At 63.1% G+C, this 19853-nt stretch carries 19 protein-coding genes; 14 read left to right on the top strand and 5 right to left on the bottom strand.

Features of this window, described 5'->3' with window-relative positions:
• Window positions 1-22 precede the first annotated feature (22 nt).
• Both B9Z31_RS01675 and B9Z31_RS01670 read left to right on the top strand, forming a co-directional pair.
• Window positions 23-1321, top strand: coding sequence for a glycerate kinase (locus B9Z31_RS01675; RefSeq protein ID WP_100117822.1), 1299 nt, complete (start codon window positions 23-25; stop codon window positions 1319-1321).
• 74 nt (window positions 1322-1395) lie between these two features.
• The gene (locus tag B9Z31_RS01670; protein WP_100117936.1) at window positions 1396-2022 is read left to right on the top strand and encodes a Crp/Fnr family transcriptional regulator; all 627 of its coding nucleotides are present in this window, start codon (window positions 1396-1398) and stop codon (window positions 2020-2022) included.
• A gap of 6 nt (window positions 2023-2028) precedes the next feature.
• On the opposite strand, the gene B9Z31_RS01665 is transcribed toward B9Z31_RS01670, so the two are convergent.
• Genes B9Z31_RS01665 through B9Z31_RS01655 form a run of 3 tightly spaced genes read right to left on the bottom strand, consistent with a single transcriptional unit; the run spans window position 2029 to window position 6832 of the window.
• Window positions 2029-3021 carry a tripartite tricarboxylate transporter substrate binding protein gene (locus tag B9Z31_RS01665; protein WP_100117821.1) on the bottom strand — a complete coding sequence of 331 codons (993 nt, stop codon included), beginning with the start codon at window positions 3019-3021 and terminating at the stop codon, window positions 2029-2031.
• 49 nt (window positions 3022-3070) lie between these two features.
• Window positions 3071-4648, bottom strand: coding sequence for an indolepyruvate oxidoreductase subunit beta family protein (locus tag B9Z31_RS01660; RefSeq protein WP_100117820.1), 1578 nt, complete (start codon window positions 4646-4648; stop codon window positions 3071-3073).
• 27 nt (window positions 4649-4675) lie between these two features.
• A complete protein-coding gene (locus B9Z31_RS01655; RefSeq protein ID WP_100117819.1) occupies window positions 4676-6832 on the bottom strand; it encodes an indolepyruvate ferredoxin oxidoreductase subunit alpha in 2157 nt (718 codons plus the stop codon).
• 95 nt (window positions 6833-6927) lie between these two features.
• Between B9Z31_RS01655 and B9Z31_RS01650 the strand changes: the two genes are divergently transcribed.
• From B9Z31_RS01650 to B9Z31_RS01640, 3 genes are read left to right on the top strand one after another with little or no spacing between them, the layout of a single operon-like run.
• Window positions 6928-7863 carry a LysR family transcriptional regulator gene (locus tag B9Z31_RS01650; RefSeq protein ID WP_100117818.1) on the top strand — a complete coding sequence of 312 codons (936 nt, stop codon included), beginning with the start codon at window positions 6928-6930 and terminating at the stop codon, window positions 7861-7863.
• A complete protein-coding gene (locus B9Z31_RS01645) occupies window positions 7860-8186 on the top strand; it encodes a thioredoxin family protein (protein WP_100117817.1) in 327 nt (108 codons plus the stop codon). The genes B9Z31_RS01650 and B9Z31_RS01645 overlap by 4 nt, the downstream gene beginning before the upstream one ends.
• 3 nt (window positions 8187-8189) lie before the next feature.
• Window positions 8190-8891 (top strand): DNA alkylation repair protein, encoded by a 702-nt coding sequence (locus B9Z31_RS01640; protein ID WP_233200615.1) that lies wholly within the window; start codon window positions 8190-8192, stop codon window positions 8889-8891.
• A 14-nt stretch (window positions 8892-8905) separates the two neighbouring features.
• Here the strand turns inward: B9Z31_RS01640 and B9Z31_RS01635 are convergent, their stop codons facing one another.
• Both B9Z31_RS01635 and guaD read right to left on the bottom strand, forming a co-directional pair.
• A complete protein-coding gene (locus B9Z31_RS01635) occupies window positions 8906-9142 on the bottom strand; it encodes an oxidoreductase-like domain-containing protein (protein ID WP_100117815.1) in 237 nt (78 codons plus the stop codon).
• On the bottom strand, window positions 9139-10491 hold the full coding sequence (gene guaD / locus B9Z31_RS01630) for a guanine deaminase (RefSeq protein WP_100117814.1): 1353 nt from the start codon (window positions 10489-10491) through the stop codon (window positions 9139-9141). Before guaD ends, B9Z31_RS01635 begins: the two co-directional genes overlap by 4 nt.
• Before the next feature lie 158 nt (window positions 10492-10649).
• On the opposite strand from guaD, the gene B9Z31_RS01625 reads away from it, so the two are divergent.
• The 9 genes from B9Z31_RS01625 to dcd all read left to right on the top strand — a co-directional run bounded on the left by B9Z31_RS01625 (window position 10650) and on the right by dcd (window position 19842).
• Window positions 10650-12203, top strand: a complete 1554-nt coding sequence (locus B9Z31_RS01625; RefSeq protein ID WP_100117813.1) for an ABC transporter ATP-binding protein — start codon at window positions 10650-10652, stop codon at window positions 12201-12203.
• The gene (locus B9Z31_RS01620) at window positions 12190-13263 is read left to right on the top strand and encodes an ABC transporter permease (protein WP_100117812.1); all 1074 of its coding nucleotides are present in this window, start codon (window positions 12190-12192) and stop codon (window positions 13261-13263) included. Before B9Z31_RS01625 ends, B9Z31_RS01620 begins: the two co-directional genes overlap by 14 nt.
• A complete protein-coding gene (locus B9Z31_RS01615) occupies window positions 13263-14183 on the top strand; it encodes an ABC transporter permease (protein WP_100117811.1) in 921 nt (306 codons plus the stop codon). The genes B9Z31_RS01620 and B9Z31_RS01615 overlap by 1 nt, the downstream gene beginning before the upstream one ends.
• 44 nt (window positions 14184-14227) lie before the next feature.
• Window positions 14228-15361: a BMP family ABC transporter substrate-binding protein gene (locus tag B9Z31_RS01610; RefSeq protein WP_100117810.1), complete on the top strand. Its 1134-nt coding sequence runs from the start codon at window positions 14228-14230 to the stop codon at window positions 15359-15361.
• Between the two features lie 113 nt (window positions 15362-15474).
• On the top strand, window positions 15475-16728 hold the full coding sequence (locus B9Z31_RS01605) for a benzoate/H(+) symporter BenE family transporter (RefSeq protein ID WP_233200613.1): 1254 nt from the start codon (window positions 15475-15477) through the stop codon (window positions 16726-16728).
• 21 nt (window positions 16729-16749) lie between these two features.
• Window positions 16750-16974: a hypothetical protein gene (locus tag B9Z31_RS01600; RefSeq protein ID WP_100117809.1), complete on the top strand. Its 225-nt coding sequence runs from the start codon at window positions 16750-16752 to the stop codon at window positions 16972-16974.
• A 2-nt stretch (window positions 16975-16976) separates the two neighbouring features.
• A complete protein-coding gene (locus B9Z31_RS01595; RefSeq protein ID WP_100117808.1) occupies window positions 16977-18026 on the top strand; it encodes an adenosine deaminase in 1050 nt (349 codons plus the stop codon).
• A 93-nt stretch (window positions 18027-18119) separates the two neighbouring features.
• On the top strand, window positions 18120-19205 hold the full coding sequence (locus tag B9Z31_RS01590; RefSeq protein ID WP_100117807.1) for a BMP family ABC transporter substrate-binding protein: 1086 nt from the start codon (window positions 18120-18122) through the stop codon (window positions 19203-19205).
• 67 nt (window positions 19206-19272) lie between these two features.
• A complete protein-coding gene (gene dcd, locus B9Z31_RS01585; RefSeq protein ID WP_019425458.1) occupies window positions 19273-19842 on the top strand; it encodes a dCTP deaminase in 570 nt (189 codons plus the stop codon).
• Window positions 19843-19853: the final 11 nt, after the last annotated feature.

The following is a 19853-nucleotide window of genomic DNA, read 5'->3' as shown; positions in this document are numbered from 1 at the left end:
AATTGATTCGATCCCGCTGCCCATGATCGCTCCCTCAGATTTCCTGCGCCACCTGTATGACTTGGCCGTGCAACGCGCCTTGCCCCTGCACAACACCGCCGCCCATTTGCCCAGCCCACCCAAGGGACGCACGCTGGTGCTGGGCGCAGGCAAGGCGGGTGGGGCGATGGCACAAGCCGTGGAGGCTTTGTGGCCTCTTGACGCGCCGTTGTCGGGTCTGGTGGTCACGCGCTACGGCCACACGCCGCCACGCCCAGAGGGTTTGCCCGAGCGCATCGAGGTGGTTGAGGCCGCCCACCCCGTGCCCGATGCGGCAGGCTTGCGGGCTGCAGAGCGGATTTTGGAATTGACGCAAGGCCTGACCGCCGACGACCTGGTGCTGTGCCTGATCTCGGGCGGCGGCTCGTCGCTGCTGACCTTGCCTGGAGACGGCATCGGTTTGCAGCTCAAGCAAGACATCAACCGCCAGTTGCTCGCCAGCGGGGCCAATATTTCTGAAATGAACTGCCTGCGCAAGCACCTCTCGCGCATCAAAGGCGGGCGCTTGGCGGCGGCGTGCAGCCCTGCGCGGGTGGTCACGCTCACCATCAGCGACGTGCCGGGCGATGACCCGTCCATCATTGCCAGCGGCCCCACCGTGCCCGATGCCACCACCTGCGCTGACGCGCTGGCCATTCTCAAACGCTATGCCATCACGGTGCCCGACTCGGTGTTGCAGGCTTTGCGCTCTGGCATGGGGGAGACGCCCAAACCCGGCTCGCCCGTGTTTGAGGGGCACAGCGTGCACATGATTGCCACGCCCCAGCAATCCCTGGACGCCGCAGCGGCGGCTGCCCGTGCGCAGGGGCTGAACGCTTACATCCTGAGCGACGAGATCGAGGGGGAATCGCGCGAGGTGGGTAAAGTGCACGCCGCGCTGGCCCGGGCTGCGGCCAAGGGGCTGGGGCCCTTTGTCAAGCCCTGCGTGATCTTGAGTGGGGGTGAAACCACGGTGACGATCAAGCCCTCAACCGCGGGCACCCCCAAGGGGCGCGGAGGCCGTGCGGGCGAGTTTTGCATGGGCTTGGCGCAAGCCCTGCAAGGCCAGCCCGGCGTTTGGGCCTTGGCGGCGGACACCGATGGCATCGACGGCATGGAGGACAATGCCGGCGCTCGGGTCAGCCCCGACACCTTGGCCCGTGCACTGGCGCTGGGCCACAAATTGGACGAATACCTCCAGCGCAACGACGCGTATGGTTATTTCGAGCCCTTGAGTGATTTGGTCGTCACCGGGCCCACGCACACCAATGTGAACGACTTCCGGGCGATTTTGGTGCTGTAAAGCGTGCCAGACGGGCCCACATTTGATGTGTGTCAAACCCCTTGGGCCAGGGCTCTGGCACATTCGGGGCCACCATGCTGGATACCCCCTTACCCCTTTTGTCCGAGCCGCTTGCCTGTGTGGCGGCGGGCACCGTCCTACTCAACCGAGGCGACGCGGTGGACCGCATCGTGCACATCCTGCAGGGGCGTGTGGTGCTGGGGGTGATGGTGGATGGGCAAATGGCCCATCAACTGGGCGTGGTCGAAGGGCCGTTCTGGCTCGAAGCCGCTTCGGGCCTGTTGGGGCTGCCGCATGCGGTCGATGCGGTGGCCGAGACCGATGTGAACGTCCAGTACGTGCGCGTGGCCAGCTTTGTGAGCGAGGTGAAAGCTTTGCCAGAGGCTTCGCAAAACCTGCTCATGGACATGGCCCGCTCGCAACGCCAGCAAACAGAAATGGCCGTCAGCCGTGTGGCCAAAGACGCCGACGCGCGTTGTGCCGAATGGCTGCTGCGCCATGCCCAAACCACCGACCAGTCGGGCAGTTTGGCCGTGAAGCTGACCGAGCGCAAACGCACCATTGCGGCGCAATTGGGCATAGCACCCGAAACCTTTTCTCGTGTGCTGCGCCACCTGCGTGAGCGCCAGCTGATCAGTGGCAGCGGCCGAGTGCTGTGCTTGCCCAACCCGCAGGCGCTGCGCGAGTTGGCCGGGGTCTGACGCGCTTCAGTCCCCGCTGATCTTGCGCTCGCGGATGATGGCACCGAAGCGTTTGGAGTCGTCTGCCGCACGGGCGCCAAACTCGGCAGGGGTCAAAGGCAGCGCCTCACCGCCCAGGTTCTGGATGCGGTCTTTCAAAGCGGGGGTGCCCAGAATGCGGTTGATCTCGCGGTTGACGCGGTTGACCACCTCGGCGGGTGTGCCCGCAGGCGCGTAAAAGCCGAACACCGAATCGGCATCAAAGCCTTTCAGCCCCGCTTCATCCAGTGTGGGGACGTTGGGGAAGAGGGGCGAGCGCTTCATGCTGCCCACAGCCAGCAGCTTGAGCTTGCCCGCACGCACTTGGCCCAGACCAATGCCCGGGTCAAAATAAAAGTCCAATTGACCGGCCAACACGTCTTGCAGCGCGGGCGCTGCACCCCGATAGGGCACATGCACGGCAAACAGACCGGCCTGGCTTTTCATCATTTCGCCGGCCAGGTGGGGCGAGCTGCCGTTGCCAGCCGAACCATAAGACAGGCGGCCGGGGTTGGCTTTGGCGTAGGCCAGAAACTCCTGGATGTTGTTGGCCGGGAAGTTGGGCTTGGCCACCAGGAACACCAGCACGCGGGCGGCCGAGGCCACAGGCACCAGGTCTTTGGCCGGGTCAAAGGGCATGCGGGCGTAAATGTGCGGGTTGACCGACACCATGCCGCCCGAGCTCATGAGCAGGGTGTAGCCGTCGGCGGGCGATTTGGCGACCATTTCGCCGCCGAGGTTGCCGTTGGCACCGCCCCGGTTTTCCACCACCACGGGCTGGCCCAGCGCCTCACCCAAGGGCACGCCAATGGCGCGGGCAATTTGGTCGGCCGCGCCGCCCGGTGGAAAGTTCACCACGATCTTGACCGGCTTGGTGGGCCAGCTTTGCGCCGCAGCACTCAGGCACAGGGCAGGGCCTGCGGCGATGGCGAGCAGGGCGGTGCCGATGGCGCGGCGCGAGAAGAGTCCGTTTTTTTGCATGCTTGTCTCCTTGGGTTTTGAAGGGGCTGGTGCCGATGATGAAGCGGGGTCAGTTTTTTTGCAGGCGTGGATTTTTCATCCACAGCACGGGTTGTTCTTTGACAGGGCGGGCGGGCGCGCCGTGTTGCAGCAAGGCTTGGTCGAGCGCTTGACCGGCTTCGTCTTGCAAGGCGGCTTGGCGGATGCGGGCCACGGCTTGGGCTTGCTCGGCCACGGGCACTTGGGACGTCGGGCCGCACACATGGCGCAGGATGTGCAGCAGGTTGTCCTTGCCGCGCTCGTTGGTGCTGCCGTAGCCTTTGATGAGCTGCCCGCAACGCGCCAACTCCAGACCCAGCGCGGGTGAGCGGCGTGTGGCGTCTTCGATGCCGCGCAGCCACTCTTCGATGAGTGCTTGTTCGGTGGCGTAGCGGCTGCCCAGGGGGCGCAGCACGCGCAGGCTGGCCAAGAGGCGCAAGCTGGCCATGCCCCACAGTGCGTGCCGCGCCACCTTGAGCGGCATGGACCAAGGCGCTTGGCCGCGGGCCACCCGGGCGCGGTCCCAGCGCAGCAGCCGGTGGGCCAGGCCTTGGGGCAACAGGGCGGCCAGCTCGGGCACACCGGGTTTGAAGTGGTCGTAGACCTTGAGCACATCACCCTCTTTGGCCTTGACCTCTTGCGTGACGCGCGTCCAGCGGCTGGCGCGGCTTTTCAGGTCGGCCACGCGGATGATGTCGTCAAACGCCATCCACAGGGCCAGCCAGCGGGTGGCTTCTTGGGTCACAGGACGGGTGCTGTCTTGTGCGCTGGCTTCTGCAGTCAGCAGACGCTCGAGCCGCTGCACATACAAACGGGCGTAAGCGGGGCTTTGGTATTCCACCAAGCGCTGGTGCGCCAGGCCCATCAAGGGGTGCAGTGCCGCTGGAAATTTGGCGGCCACATCGGCCGGCAGGGCAGCCGCTGCAGCGGGCGCAGGCACAGCAGGCTTCATGACCTGCTCGACATACTGCGCTTGCTCGCGCTGGCGTGTGACCACCTCAAAGGCCAGCGCAAAGCCGCGCAAGCTGGCTTTCGCCGAGCTGCTTGGGCCCGCCAACACAGCCTCGTAATGGGCCCGCGCAAAAGGCAGCAAGCCGCTGCCCGCGATGGCACCCAACATGACGGCGCTGACCATGGTGCCGCTTTGCTGGCACAGGCTGGCCATGTCCATCACATGGTGGCGCAGGCTGTGCGCGGCCACCACATCGAGCAGCGGGCCTTCAGGGCGACGCCCGTCGCCCATGGCCATTTTCTCGGCGGTGGTGAGCGCCCTGGAAGAGGCGCTGATGACCAGTGTGCGGTCCTTGGAAGCCAGGCCGTTGCCAATTTGGCGCGCGGTCTCCAGCAACTCGGAGGACACCAGGGCATCGAGCCGGCCCGGCAGCGGGTTCAGGCCCAGCACGGGCAAGCGGCCTTGCAGCTGGCTGTGGGGCAGGGGGTAGACCTCCAAATAATAGGTGGTGGCGCCGGTGCGTTGCGCCACGCCAGGAATGGACGTGGCTTGCGCCGGGTGGCCGGCGCGGCGGGCCACGTCGACCAGCCAGTCGGCCAGCACGCCGCCGCCTTCACCGCCCAGGGCGCACAGCAAGATTGAAATCGGTTGGGTCATGGTGTGTCTCTCAGGCTGTCAAGGGGCTCATGCCGGTTGCAGCCAACGTGTGGCCAGGCCTTGCCAGCGGGCCCACAGGCGTTCATGCAGTTTGGGGTTTTGCACCACTTCGGCCCGGTAAAACGAGGGGCACAGCGTGGCCGCGTGGGCGTTTTCGCCGCACAGGCCGCAGCCCACACAGCCGTCGATCACGGTGGCCACCGGGTCCACTTTCAAAGGGTCGGGGTTGTCTTTGAGCGTCAAGGTGGGGCAACCCGAGAGGCGAATGCAGGCATGGTCGCCGTTGCACACGTCTTCGTCCACACCGTATTTCACGCGCTCCACCCGCTCGCCTTTGGACAGCAGCGAGGCCAACCACGGCTTGATGCGGCGCTGGCGTTCCAGCTGGCATTCGCCTTCGGCCACGATGACTTTCAGGCCCTGAAACTCGGTGGTGAAAGCCTCGGTGAGCGTGGCCTGCATGTGGCTGACCTCGTAGGTGTGCACCGTGCGCAGCCATTGCACGCCCAAGCCTTTGAGCGTGGACTCGATGGTCTGGTTGGTGTGCACAATGCTTTGGCGTTTGTCGCCCGCCAGTTCTTTGGCGATGTCGCTGGGGGTGTTGATGATGTCCTGCGTGCCGGTGGCCGAGGTGTAGCCGTTTTTGAAGATCAGCAGCACCGCATCGTCGCCGTTGAACAGCGCACTTTGCACCCCCGTGAGCAAACCGTTGTGCCAAAAACCGCCGTCGCCCATCACCGACAAAACACGGCGCTTCATCAGCGGCGACACACCCGCCCGGCTGGCCAGGCTCATGCCGTAACCCAGGATGGAGTGGCCAAAGGAAAACGGCTCGAAGGTGGCCAGCGCGTGGCAACCGATGTCGCCCGCGATGTGAACCGGACCCACATCTTGTTGCGCCAGCTTGAGCGCAGAAAACACCGGCCGCTCGGGGCAGCCAATGCACATGCCCGGCGGCCGCGCAGGCACCGGGCTGCCCAGCAAATCTTGCACTTGCGCACGGCGTTCGCCGATGCTGGTCAGCCATTGGCGCGTGGCTTCGGGCACAGCGTCGGCTTGGTGGCGGTCCAGAAACTTGAGAAGGCCTTGGGCCATGACTTCGGCGGTGTACTCGCCGCCCGAGGGCAGCATGTCTTTGCCGTGCAGCGGGGTTTGCAGATCGAGGCGGCGCAGCATGAGCGCCAGTTCTTGCTCGATGTATTCGGGCTGGCCTTCTTCGAGCAGGAGTACGGCCGATTTGTCCTTGCAAAAATTCACCAGCTCGTCGGGCACCAGCGGGTAGGTCACGTTCAGCACCAGCACCGACAGGCGGGTCACGCCAAAGGCATCGGCCAGCTCGAACTGCTGCAGGGCGCGGATCAGCGTGTTGTAGAGGCCGCCCTGCACGATCAGGCCCAAGTGGCGGTGGGTGCTGCCTTCAAAGTGCTCGTTCAGGCGCTGCTCTGCAATGTATTGGCGTGCGGCCGGCAGGCGGTGCTCGACTTTGCGTTTTTCCTGCGCAAAGGTCACAGGTGGGTGCGCCAGCTTCATGTAGTTGAAGCCTGCGGGCTCCTCGATCAGGTGCTTTTTGGAGAGTTGGGGGGCCTGGTTGTCCTTGGCCACAAACTGGCCGCGCACATGGCAGGCGCGGATGCGCAGCTCCATCATCACCGGCATGTTGGACGCTTCGGACAGCCGGAAACCGTGCTCCACCATGTTGACCATCTGGCCCAGCTCTGGTCGTGGGTCGAGCAGGCACATGCCCGATTTGAGCGCGTAGGCGTGTGTGCGCTCTTGGATGACGCTGGCGCCTTCGCCGTAGTCTTCGCCCACCACGATCAGCACGCCGCCCGTCACCCCGGGCGAGGACAGGTTGGACAGCGCATCGGCCGCCACATTGGTGCCCACAATGGACTTCCAGGTCACTGCGCCACGAATGGGGTAGTGGATGGACGCGCCCAACATGGCCGCGGCCGAGGCTTCATTCGAGCAGGCCTCGACATGCACACCCAGCTCGTCCATGTAGGGCTTGGCCTGCACCATGACATCGAGCAGGTGTGAGACCGGGGCGCCCTGGTAGCCGCCCACATAGCTCACGCCCGATTGCAGCAGGCCCTTGGTGATGGCCAGAATGCCTTCGCCATGAAAGACCTCGCCTTGGCCCATGCGCAGGGCCTTGATTTCTTCGTGAAATGAAACTTCCAAAGCACACTCCCAGCGTTATGGCATCCGAAAAAGCTTGCCAAAGACCATCTTACGTATAAGTGCATAAAATATTCTGAATAAACGGTATGCGCTGAATGAATATTAAAAACCTGGATCTGAATTTGCTGCGGCTGTTTGATGCGGTGTGGCGCACGCGCAGCGTGAGCCTGGCCGCGCAGCAACTGGGCATGTCGCAGCCGGCGGCCAGCCAGGGGCTGGCGCGTTTACGGGCTGTGTTGGGTGACGCCTTGTTTGAACGCAGTGGCGCAGGCGTGCGGCCGACGCCGCGCGCTGACCGGCTGGCGCAGGCGGTGCAGTTGGCGCTGGGCACGATCGAGGATGCGCTCAATGTCTCGCAGGTGTTTGACCCGCAGCGCTCTGCCCGTGTGCTGCGTGTGCACCTGAGTGACATTGGCGAGGCGCGTTTTTTGCCCGAACTGGTGCTCGAATTGCAGCGCCAAGCGCCCGGCATCCGTCTGGAGACCCTGCCCTTGCCGCACGACAGAATTGCCCAAGCGCTCGACAGCGGCCAGCTTGATCTGGCCATCGGGTTTTTGCCAGAAGTGGGTGACACCCTTGCGCAGCCCTTGCTGAGCGACCGCTATGTGGTGCTGATGCGCCAGGGCCATCCGGTGGCGCAGCGTTGGTCGCGCTTGCAAAATGATCGCGCTGCATCCGCCGACCTGCAAGAGGGGCTGTCCGAGTTGGAATTTGCCGCCGTGCGCACCCATTCGGACACGCTGCGCATTCTGGAGTTGATGCATTGGCAGCACCGCCTGCGCCTGACGGTCAGCCACTTTTTGTCTTTGCCCGGCATCGTGCGCAGCAGCGATCTGGCGGTGCTCATGCCCCGCAACTTTGCGCAAGGTTTTGCCGAGGCAGGGGCTCTGGCCCTGATCGAGCCCGAATTGCCACTGCGCGACTTCACCGTGTCCATGCACTGGAGCGCCCGCTTTGACAAAGACCCTTGTCTGCAGTGGCTGCGGTCCACCGTGTCCCATTTGTTTTGTCACACCCCCGTGAATGCATGAGCCCTTTCAAACCTTACTTGAGCGCCCTCGAGGCGCCCAGCCTGTCCGAAGTGCAGGCCTTCCAAGGCCTGACCTTGCTGGAATTTGGCACCGAATGGTGTGGTCATTGCCGTGCCGCACAAGCGCTGATCGCGCAGGCATTGGCCACTTCCGGTGCGTGGCAGCACCTCAAAATTGAAGACGGTCCGGGACGTCCTTTGGGCCGCCACTTCCGTGTCAAGCTGTGGCCAACTTTGGTCTGCTTGCGCGATGGGCAAGAGGTCGCGCGCTGGGTGCGCCCTGCCAGCGCACAGGACATCGAAGCCGCGATGTCCAAGGCCTGAGCCATGACCCCCAGCTTTGTTTCCATGGCCTTGCCGCGGATCGAAGCGGCCCTGCGGGCGCAGGCCGATGCGCAGCAGGCGGTACCCATGAAAGCCTACATGCTCGGTCAGTTCGCCTTTCTGGGCATCCGAGCCGGCCCGCGGCGTGCGGCCATGAAAGAGGCACTTCACACGCTTCCCAAGTTCGCGGGCACGGCCAATGAAGTGCTGGCATTGGCCGAGGCCCTGTGGCAACTGCCCGAGCGCGAATTCCGATACGCCGCCGTGGATTGGCTGGCCCAACACCACAAGCGGCTGGATGTGAAGGCCTTGCCGCGCATCTTGCAGCTGGTGCAAACCGACCCGTGGTGGGACACGGTCGATGGTCTGGCCGGGGTGGTGGTCGACATCGTGCTGCGCGCCAAAGCCAGCCAGCCCGATGTGCAATTGCTCATGGACGATTGCTTGACGCACCCCCATCTGTGGGTGCGCCGTGTGGCCATGCTGCACCAACTGGGTTGGCGTGGTCAGACCGATCAGCTGCGTTTGTTCCGCTACGCGCTGACGCTCGCGCCCGAGACAGACTTTTTCATCCGCAAAGCCATTGGCTGGGCCTTGCGCGACCATGCGCGAATGCAGCCAGAGGCCGTTCGAAACTTTCTACTTGAGCATGCAAGCCAGTTGTCTGGCCTGACGCGCCGCGAAGCGGGCAAGCACTTGCGTTGAACAGGCACTTGGCTTTAACCCGCCAGCAATGCGCCCGCATCCTCGTACCAATACATCAGCGCATCGTCGTAGCTTTCCCACACGCAGCCGTTGCAGCCGCGGCCGCAGCACGAGGTCGGCTCGGGCGGCGGCTCCCGAAAGTCGTGGCCAGCGGCCTGCAGGCGCTCTTGAAATTGCGCAATGCCCCGGCGCACGGACGCGCGCTGGGCCTCGTTGGGGTCGATGATGGGGTGTTCGTTCTCGCTGCTCATGCCCGATTGTCTGACATGCCTGCAGGCGCGGCGATCTGGCCTTGCACCACGGTGTGTGCAATCAAGCGCTCGTCGCCCAGCACGATCATCGCAAACAGCCACTCGGCCAGGGTCTCGGTTTGCGCGGTCCGGCGCGCCAGCAGGGGCGTGGCTTGGGGGTTGAGCACCACAAAGTCCGCTTCGCAGCCCGGCTGCAGGTTGCCGACTTGGCCGCGCAGGTCCAGCGCCGCGGCGGCCCCTGCCGTGTGTTGCCACCACAGGTGTTCGGGCGCGAGGCTGATGCCGGGTCGGCCCACGCTTTGCCGAGCCACGGTGTAGGCCGCGTGCATGGTGTGAAACGGGCTGAAGCTGGTGCCGCCACCCACATCGCTGGCCAGGCCGTAGCGCAAGCCCGCTGCGTCTGAGGCCGGGTAGTCGAAGAAGCCACTGCCCAGAAACAGGTTGCTGGTGGGGCTGACCGCGGCTGTCGCGCCCACCTCGGCCATGCGGCGGCGGTCGGCATCGTCCAGGTAAATGCAGTGCGCGTACACCGAGCGCTGGCGCACGAGGCCTGCGCGGTCGTACACGTCCAAGTAGCTGCGCGCCTCGGGGAAAAGTTCTTTCACCCAGCAGATTTCGTCCACGTTTTCGGCCACGTGCGACTGGATCCACACATCGGGGAACTGCTGCGCGATCTCACCCGCGCCATGCAGCTGCTCAGGGCTGCTGGTGGGCGCAAAGCGCGGCGTGATGGCGTAACCCAAGCGGTCCACGCCGTGCCAGCGGCGGATCAGCGCTTCGGTCTGGCGCAAGCTCCAAGCCGTGTCGGTGTCGCGCAGGCCGTCCGGGCTGTGGCGGTCTTGCAGCACCTTGCCGGTCAGCATGCGCAGATGGCGTTTTTGCGCCTCGGCCATGAAAGCATGGACCGACTCGGGGTGGGCGGTGGCAAAACACAGGGCGGTGGTCACGCCGTGGCGCATGAGCTCGTCCAGAAAAAACGCACTCACTTCGTGCGCGTAGGCCGGGTCGGCAAACTGCTTCTCGTGCGGAAAGGTGTAGTGCTCCAGCCAAGGCAGCAGGCCCTCGGCGGGCGAGCCGATCACATCGGTTTGCGGGTAATGGATGTGCAGGTCCACAAAGCCGGGCGCGATGCACAGGCCGGGCCAGTGGGTCACGGGCAGGTCGGGGTATTGCGCAACCAACTCGCGGTAGGGGCCGATGGCCTGGATGCGCACGATGCCGTCGGCCTCGCGTGCGGTCACCAGCAGGCCGTCGCTTTCGTGCTGGGCATGCGGCTGGGACGGTTCTGGGAACCACAGCAGGCTGGCCCGCCAAGCTTGGCGATGTGTCAATGGAGAGGCGTGGGGCATGGAGCATTCAGGGGTGAATACGGGGATAAACACCCGGGAAAAGGGGGTAACGGCGGTGGTACATTGTGCGGCAATCTCTTTGCTTGCAAGGGCCGGCGGGTCAAGACTTTCGCCACGGACTTTGCAAGAGGCTTCTCCCGATCTTCTACGCACCCGACATGACCACACCCCTCTTGTCTTTGCAAGGCATCACCAAGCGCTATCCGGGCGTGGTGGCCAACCAGGACGTGTCCCTCACCGTGCTGCCCGGCCAAGCCCATGCCGTGCTGGGTGAAAACGGCGCGGGCAAGTCCACTTTGATGAAAATCATCTACGGCTCGGTCAAGCCCGACGAGGGCCAGGTGCTCTTCAATGGCCAGCCGGTCCACATCCGCAACCCGCAAGAAGCGCGCAAGCTGGGCATCAGCATGGTGTTTCAGCACTTCAGCTTGTTTGACACGCTCACGGTGGCCGAGAACGTGTGGCTGGGGCTGGACAAGTCGCTCAGCCTGGCCGAAGTGACCGAGCGCATCGTGGCCAAGGCCAGCGAATACGGACTGGACCTGGAGCCCGAGCGCCCGGTGCACACCTTGAGCGTGGGTGAGATGCAGCGGGTGGAGATCATCCGCGCCTTGCTGACCGAGCCCAAGCTTTTGATTCTGGACGAACCCACTTCGGTGTTGACGCCTCAAGCGGTCGAGAAGTTGTTTGTGGTGCTGCACAAGCTGGTCAGCCAGGGCGTGAGCATTTTGTACATCTCGCACAAGCTGCACGAAATCCGCGCGCTGTGCAGCGCTTGCACCGTGCTGCGTGGCGGCCAAGTCACCGGCGTTTGCGATCCGCGCGAGGAAACCAACGCCAGCCTGAGCCGGCTGATGATTGGGGCCGAGCCCATGGCTTTGCAGCATGTGCCGCGTGCGCCGGGTGAGGTGGTTTTGTCGGTCAAAGGCTTGAGCCTGACGCGCCAAGACCCGTTTGGCGTGGACCTGGAGGGCATCCACCTGCAGGTGCGTGCAGGCGAGGTGGTGGGCCTGGCAGGGGTGTCGGGCAATGGCCAGAAAGAACTGATGTGGGCGCTCTCGGGTGAAGACATCCGCGCGGGCGTGCAGTGCGGCGCGGCCAGTGTGCGCTTGGCCGGCCAAGCGGTGGCGGCATGGGGGCCCGTGCCGCGCAGGCAGATGGGCCTGCAATTTGTGCCTGAAGAGCGTCTGGGCCGGGGCGCTGTGCCCTCGCTCAGTCTGTCGCAAAACCTCTTGCTCACCCGCAGCGAAGCCGTGGGCTTGGGCGGCTGGTTGCGCATGGGCGCCTTGGCCGAGCAAGCCCGCAGCGTCATTGACCGCTTCAAGGTCAAGGCCTCAGGGCCGGATGCCGCCGCGCAATCGCTGTCGGGTGGCAATTTGCAAAAATTCATCGTGGGGCGCGAGATCAGCGCTTCGCCCAAGCTGCTCATCGTCTCGCAACCCACCTGGGGTGTGGACGTGGGCGCGGCCGCGCAGATTCGCGCAGAAATTTTGGCGCTTCGCGACGCCGGTTGTGCGGTGTTGGTGGTGAGTGAGGAGTTGGAAGAATTGTTCGAGCTGTCTGACCGATTGCATGTGATCGCCAAGGGGCGTTTGTCGCCTTCGGTGGCGCGCAACGAAGCCACCGTGGCATTGGTGGGCGAGTGGATGAGCGGTTTGTGGCCTGTCTCCCGGACCGATCTGTCAGAGGAGGTGCCCCATGCTGCGGCTTGAACCCCGTCCGCAGGCCTCGCGCCTGTGGACTTATGCCTCGCCTGTGCTGGCGCTGGTGCTCACGGTCCTTTTGGGTGTGGCGCTGTTCATGGCGCTGGGCAAAGACCCGGTGCGCGGATTGCAAATGTTCTTTTGGGAGCCCGTCAAGTCGGGCTATGCGCTGGGCGAGTTGATGGTGAAAGCCACGCCGCTCTTGGTGATCGCTTTGGGCTTGTCGGTCTGCTTCAGGTCCAACGTCTGGAACATCGGCGCGGAGGGCCAGTTCGTCATTGGCGCGGTGTGCGCCGCTGGCGTGGCGCTGATGGCGGGCAAAGACACGGGCCGCTGGATCGTGCTGGCGGTGCTGCTGGCGGGCGTGCTGGGCGGCATGCTGTGGGCCGGCATCACGGCGCTGCTGCGTGACCGCTTCAATGCCAGCGAAATTCTGGTCAGCCTGATGCTGGTGTACGTGGCCGACATGGTCTTGAGCTACCTGGTTTACGGCCCATGGAAAGACCCCGCAGGTTTCAACTTCCCGCAGTCCAAAACCTTTGAGGCGGTCACGCAAATCCCCCGTTTGATGAGCGGCTCTCGCGTGAGTGTGGGCTTGCTGTTGGCCTTGGTGGGGGCGGGCTTGTTGTGGGTGTTTTTGTTCCGCACGCGGGCAGGCTTTGCCCAGCAGGTGGGGGGCTTGGCGCCAGCGGCGGCCCGTTATGCCGGCTTTTCTTCGCGCAAAGCCCTCTGGGTGGCTTTGCTCACCTCGGGCGGCGCGGCGGGTTTGGCGGGTGCCTTGGAAGTGGCCGGCCCGATTGGGCAGCTGACGCCTTATGTGCCCGCGGGTTATGGTTTTGCCGCGATCATCGTCGCCTTTGTCGGGCGCTTGCACCCGGCGGGCATGGTCTTGTCGGCCGTTTTGATGAGCATGTTTTACATCGGCGGCGAACTGGCCCAGTCGCGTCTGGGGCTGCCCAAGTCGATCACCGGCGTGTTCCAAGGTTTGCTGCTGTTTTGTTTGCTGGCGTGTGACACGCTGGTGGCCTACCGATTGCGTTGGGTGGCCACCCAGAAAGGGGGCCTGTGATGGAGTCTTATGCTTTGCTGATCGCAGCGACGTTGAACGCGGGCACCGTGCTGGCGCTGGCTGCTTTGGGTTTGCTGATCAATGAAAAAGCCGGGGTGGTCAATTTGGGCGCCGAAGGCATGATGCTGTGCGCAGCCATTGCGGGCTTTGCCTGTGTGGTGCACACCGGCAACGATTGGCTCGGTTTTGCGGCGGGCATGGGCGCAGGCGCGGTGTTGGCGGCCATTTTTGGGGTGCTGGTCATCTGGCTGGGCACCAACCAGTACGCCACAGGGCTGGCGCTGAGCTTGTTTGGTGTGGGGTTCTCCGCCTTTGTGGGCATCGGCTATGTCCAAGAGAAATTGCCAGAACGCCCCAGTTACGCCATTGCGGGTTTGGCAGACATTCCTTGGTTGGGGCCTGCTTTGTTCAAACAGCATCCGCTCGTTTATGGGGCCATGGCGCTGGTTTTGGCCCTGATTTGGTTCTTGTACAAAAGCCGCACCGGTTTGGTGCTGCGGGCGGTGGGCGAATCGCCAGCCTCAGCGCATGCTTTGGGTTACCCGGTTCGCCGCATCCGTTTGGCGGCGGTGGTGGCTGGGGGGGCTTTGTGTGGCTTGGCCGGCGCCTACATCTCGGTGAGCTACACCCCGCTGTGGGTCGAGGGCATGGTGGCTGGCAAGGGCTGGATTGCGCTGGCGCTGACCACCTTTGCCACTTGGCGGCCGGCACGGGTTTTGCTGGGTGCTTATTTGTTTGGTGGCGTGACCATGTTGCAGTTCCACTTGCAGGGCATGGGCGTGGAAGTGCCCAGCCAAATGTTGACCGCTTTGCCCTACATCGCCACCATCGTGGTCCTGGCTTTGATCTCGCGCAATCCGAGCTGGATTCGCGTGAACATGCCCGCCTCGCTGGGTAAACCGTTTTATCCCGGTTCATAATCTTGTTTTTCCAACCCCTGTAACCCTGTTCTAAAGGACCTGACATGACAGACATCTCCAAGCGCTCCATCGTCAAGATGGTGGCCCTGACCGCTGTGGCCGCCGCTGCACTGGTCGGCTGTGGCAAAAAAGAAGAAGCCCCCAAGGCTCAAGCCCCTGCTGCGGCCAAGGCCGAGCCCCTGAAGATCGCGTTTGCCTATGTCGGCCCTGTGGGTGACGGCGGCTGGACCTTTGCGCACGACAACGGCCGCAAAGAAGTCGAAAAAGCCTTCGGCGACAAAGTGGTCACCACCTTCGTTGAAAAAGTGCCAGAAAGCGCTGACGCCGAGCGCGTGATTCGCGACATGGTCGGCCAAGGCAACAAGCTGATTTTCGGCACCACCTTCGGTTACATGGAGCCCATGCTCAAAGTGGCTGCTGACCACAAAGATGTGAAGTTCGAGCACGGCACCGGCTACAAAACTGCCGAAAACATGCGCACCTATGACAGCCGCACCTACGAAGGCGCTTACATGGCTGGCGTGATTGCAGGCAAGATGACCAAGACCAACACCTTGGGTGTGGTGGCTTCGATCGCCATCCCTGAAGTGGTGCGCAACATCAACAGCTTCACCATGGGCGCTCAGTCGGTCAACCCCAAGGTCAAGACCAAAGTGGTTTGGGTCAACGAGTGGTTCAACCCACCGAAAGAAACCGAAGCGGCCACCTCGCTGATCAACGGCGGTGCGGACGTGCTGATGCAAAACACCGACTCGTCGGCCGTGCTGCAGACCGCTGAAAAATTGGGCAAGCGTGCTTTCGGTTGGGATTCCGACATGACTGCTTACGGCCCCAAGGCCCACTTGGGCTCGGCCGTGATCAACTGGGGACCTTACTACGTCAAGGCCGTGGGTGAAGCCCTGGAAGGCAAGTGGAGCACCGGCCAAAGCTGGTGGGGCGTGAAAGAAGGCGCGATCGACATGGTCAATGTGGCCGCTGACGTGCCAGAAGACACCAAAAAGAAAATCGACGAGATCAAAGCTGGCTTGAAAGCCGGTACCTTCTCCATCTGGAAAGGCCCGATCGTGGACCAAGCCGGTAAAGAAGTGCTGGCCAAAGACGCTGTCGCTGACGACAAGTTCTTGGGTGGCGTGATGTTCTACGTCAAGGGCGTGGAAGGCAAGATCCCAGGCAAGTGATCGGGAACCCCGTTGCCTGAATCCAAGCCGCCTGACGCCCGTCAGGCGGCTTTTTTCTTGCTGCTGGCCCCTTGGTGACGGCAAAGCCCAGCGGGTTTGATACGCTGGCTGCCGTGTCCATTCCTGCAAAGGCCCCAGCTTTGTTCAAATATTTGGAATCCCCCGCTGCGGCGGTCAAAACCGCTGCGCAAATCCGAGCCGACTTTGGCAGCACTTACGCCGCCAATGCCCTGATTGGCTTCATCTTTGCTGCCACCGGGCCCGTGGCCGTTATCTTGTCAGTGGGCACACGCGGCGGTTTGTCCTCCGAAGAGCTGGCGTCCTGGGTGTTTGGGGTGTTTTTTGTCAATGGTTTGGTCAGTTTGCTGATGAGCTGGCGCTACACCACGCCGCTGGCTTTTGGCTGGACGATCCCCGGCACGGTCTTGGTGGGCCCGGCCTTGCAGCACCTGAGTTTTGCCGAGGTGATTGGCGCTTTTTATGCGACCAGTGCGCTGATTTTGGTGCTCGGCCTGAGCGGCTGGGTCAAGCGCGTCATGGCGGCGCTGCCCATGCCCATCGTCATGGGCATGGTGGCCGGGGTGTTTTTGCGTTTCGGCCTCGACATCGTACGGGCGCTGCAAAGCGATGTGGCCATTGCCGCGCCCATGGTGGCGGTGTTTTTGTTGCTGTCGGCGAAGGCCGATTGGGGCAAGCGCCTGCCGCCTGTCATTGGCGCCTTGCTGGTGGGGGCTTTGGCGGTGGCGGTGTCGGGCCGGCTGGATGCGGCCGCCGTGGGGCAATTGGCTTTGGCGCAGCCCGTCATCCAGGCGCCAGCATGGTCCTTTGCCGCGATGCTGGAGTTGGTGGTGCCCCTGGCCATCACGGTGCTGGTGGTGCAAAACGGGCAGGGCGTTGCCGTGCTGAAAAATGCCGGACACGAGCCGCCGGTCAACATGATCGCGGTGGCCTGCGGTGTGGGCGCGGCGGTGAGTGCCGTGTTTGGTGCGGTCAGCACTTGCCTGACCGGGCCGACCAACGGCTTGCTCACCTCGTCTGGCGAGAGGCCGCGCCACTACACCGGCGCATTGATGTTTGGCGTGCTGGCGCTGTTGTTTGGCCTGATGGCGCCCACCTTCACCGGTTGGATGCTGGCCGCGCCCAAGGAATTCATCATGGTGTTGGGGGGCCTGGCCATGCTGCGCGTCTTGCAGGGCGCGTTTGTGGCATCGTTTGGCGCGGGCCAATTTTCACTCGGTGCATTGGTCAGCCTGCTGGTCACGGTGGCCGACATCGGCTTGTTCAACATTGGCGCAGCCTTTTGGGGCCTGGTGGCCGGGTTTGCGGTGTCGTGGTGGATGGAGCGGGGCGATTTCCGGGGCCATTGACAAGGCATGGATACTGACAGCATGCACATTCAAAAAATCAACGATGGCGTTCATGCCCTGCACGACCCGTCTGGCCAGCATGTGGGCAATTTCAAGTGGATCAATGGCCAATGGAAGTTCAAGGCCATCGGCCATGACCCCAGTGGCCATGTTGTACCCGGTGGCGGGCCTTTGACGGACCGGCACAACAGCACTTTCTTGCACCTCGATGCGTCTGTGATTCGTGCCCAATTTTTTCAGGATTGACCATGTTCAAAGTCCATGCCATTGCCCCAGAGCGCTTGCCCGAGTTGCTGCGCGTCATGCCCAAGGCCGAGCTGCACATCCACATCGAAGGCTCATTGGAGCCCGAGTTGATCTTCGCACTGGCCCAGCGCAATGGCGTGCCATTGCCCTATGCCGATGTGGCCGCCCTGCGCAGCGCCTATGCCTTCACCGATCTGCAAAGTTTTCTGGACCTGTATTACGCCGGCGCGAGTGTCTTGCTGCATGAGCAGGATTTTTACGACATGGCCTGGGCATATTTTGCAAAGGCCAAAGCCGACCATGTGGTGCGGGCCGAGCTGTTTTTTGACCCCCAAACCCACACAGCGCGGGGCGTGGCCATGGGCACGGTCATTGAAGGCCTGAGCCGAGCCTGTCGCGATGCGCAAAGCCAACTGAACATCAGCGCCGATCTGATTTTGTGCTTTTTGCGCCACTTGTCCGAAGACGATGCGCTGGCCACGCTCGAAGCCGCCATGCCCTGGCGCGAGCAGTTCATCGGCGTGGGGCTCGATTCCAGCGAAGTGGGGCACCCACCCGAAAAGTTTGCCCGCGTGTTTGAACGCGCCCGGGCGCTGGGCTTGCACTGTGTGGCCCATGCGGGTGAGGAGGGGCCGCCGGCCTACATCTGGAGCGCGCTGGACACCCTGCAGGTGGAGCGCATCGACCACGGCGTACAAGCCATCCACGACGCCGCGCTGATGAAACGCCTGGCCGACAGCCGCATGCCGCTGACCGTGTGCCCGCTGTCCAACCTCAAGCTGTGCGTGTTCAAAAATTTGGCCGACCACAACCTGGGCCAGATGCTGGACGCGGGTGTGTGCGTGACCCTCAACTCGGACGACCCGGCCTATTTTGGCGGCTACCTGAACGACAACTACCTGCAGACTTTCGCCGCCTTGCACCTGAGCGCTCAGCAAGCCTACAAACTGGCGGCCAACAGCATCGAGGCGAGCTTCGCCCCTGAGACCGACAAGCACCGCTGGATGCATGAGCTCAAGCAATGCTTTGCGGGGTTTGTGGCGTCCGACTGAGGGCCTTCAAGGTCTTGCTAAAATCTTGCCCCGAAGCCCGCCGCCCCGGCGGGCTTTGTTTTGTTCCATCTCGGGGCCATGTAGAGGACTACCATGTATAAAAACCTCGCAGCCACGCTGGTGGCCGCCTGCTTTTTTCTGCCCGCCGTTCAGGCGCAAACCCAAGCCAAATCCACCGAGCCCATCAAGGCCGGTTTTGTCTATGTCTCGCCCATCACCGAAGCGGGCTGGACGCGTCAGCACGACGAGGGCCGCAAGGCTGTGGAAAAGGCCCTGGGCGATCAAGTCAAGACCACCTTTGTGGCCGATGTGGCCGAGGGCGCTGACGCCGAGCGCGTGATCCGCGACCTGGCGCAACAAGGCCACCAGATCATCTTCACGCCCAGTTTTGGCTACATGGAGCCCACGCTCAAGGTGGCCAAAGACTTTCCCAACGTGAAGTTCGAGTCGGTGACCGGCTTCAAAACCGCGCCCAATGTGGCCGCATCGAACGCCCGTTATTACGAAGGCCGCTATTTGGCGGGCATCGCGGCAGGGCGCATGACGCAAACGAACGTGGCCGGTTATGTGGCGGGCTTTCCGATTCCCGAGGTCCTCCAAGGCATCAACGCCTTCACGTTGGGCATGCGCTCGGTCAACCCCAAGGCCACCGTCAAGGTGGTTTGGCTCAACGCCTGGTTTGACCCACCGAAAGAGCGTGAAGCGGCCATGGCCTTGTTCAACCAAGAGGTGGATGTGATCGCGTTCCACACCGGCTCAACCGCCGTCATGGCCGCCGCCCAAGAGCGCGGCAAGATGGCTGTGGCCTACCACTCCGACATGCGCAAGATCGGACCGGATGCCCAAATCATCGCGGTGACCCACCAGTGGGGCGACTATTACACGGCCCGCGTCAAGGCCGCATGGGCCGGTCAGTGGACATCGGGCAGCGTGTGGGGCGGTGTGAAGGACGGCATGATCCGGGTGGGCGACTTCGGCCCCAAGGTGCCCAAAGCCGTGCAGTCTGAAATATTGACCCAGCAAAAAGCAGTGGGCACAGGCAAGCTGCAGCCCTTTGCGGGCCCGATCAGCGACAACGATGGCAAGTTGCTCGTGCCCGCAGGGCAGGCCCTGACAGACGCCCAAATTCTGAACATGAACTACTTGGTGCAAGGGGTCGTGGGCCGCATCGCCCGATGACGGGCCAGCCCCGAGCAGGGGCTGTGGGCAAGACCCTAAAATAGCCGGATCGTTACAAAGGCACACCATGAGCATCAAGAGCGACAAATGGATCCGCCGCATGGCAGAGCAGCACGGCATGATCGAGCCGTTTGAGCCCGGACAAATCCGCCAGAACGCCGCTGGTCAGAAAATTGTGAGCTACGGCACCAGCAGCTACGGCTACGACATCCGCTGTGCGCCGGAGTTCAAGGTGTTCACCAACATCTACAGCACGGTGGTGGACCCCAAAAACTTTGACGAGCGCAGCTTTGTGGACATCGAAGGCGATGTGTGCATCATCCCGCCCAACAGCTTTGCACTGGCCCGCACGGTGGAATATTTCCGCATCCCGCGCAATGTGCTCACCATTTGCCTGGGCAAAAGCACCTACGCCCGCTGCGGCATCATCGTCAATGTCACCCCGTTCGAGCCCGAGTGGGAAGGCTATGTGACGCTGGAGTTCAGCAACACCACACCACTGCCCGCCAAGATTTATGCAGGTGAGGGATGTGCCCAAGTTTTGTTCCTGGAAAGCGATGAGGTTTGCGAGACCAGCTACAAGGACCGGGGCGGCAAGTACCAGGGCCAAGTGGGCGTGACGCTCCCCAAAACCTGAGGTTCCACCCT

This window comes from Limnohabitans sp. G3-2, from assembly GCF_002778275.1.
Taxonomy (GTDB): Bacteria; Pseudomonadota; Gammaproteobacteria; order Burkholderiales; family Burkholderiaceae_C; genus Limnohabitans_A.
This window is presented reverse-complemented; position numbering and strand designations above follow the sequence as displayed.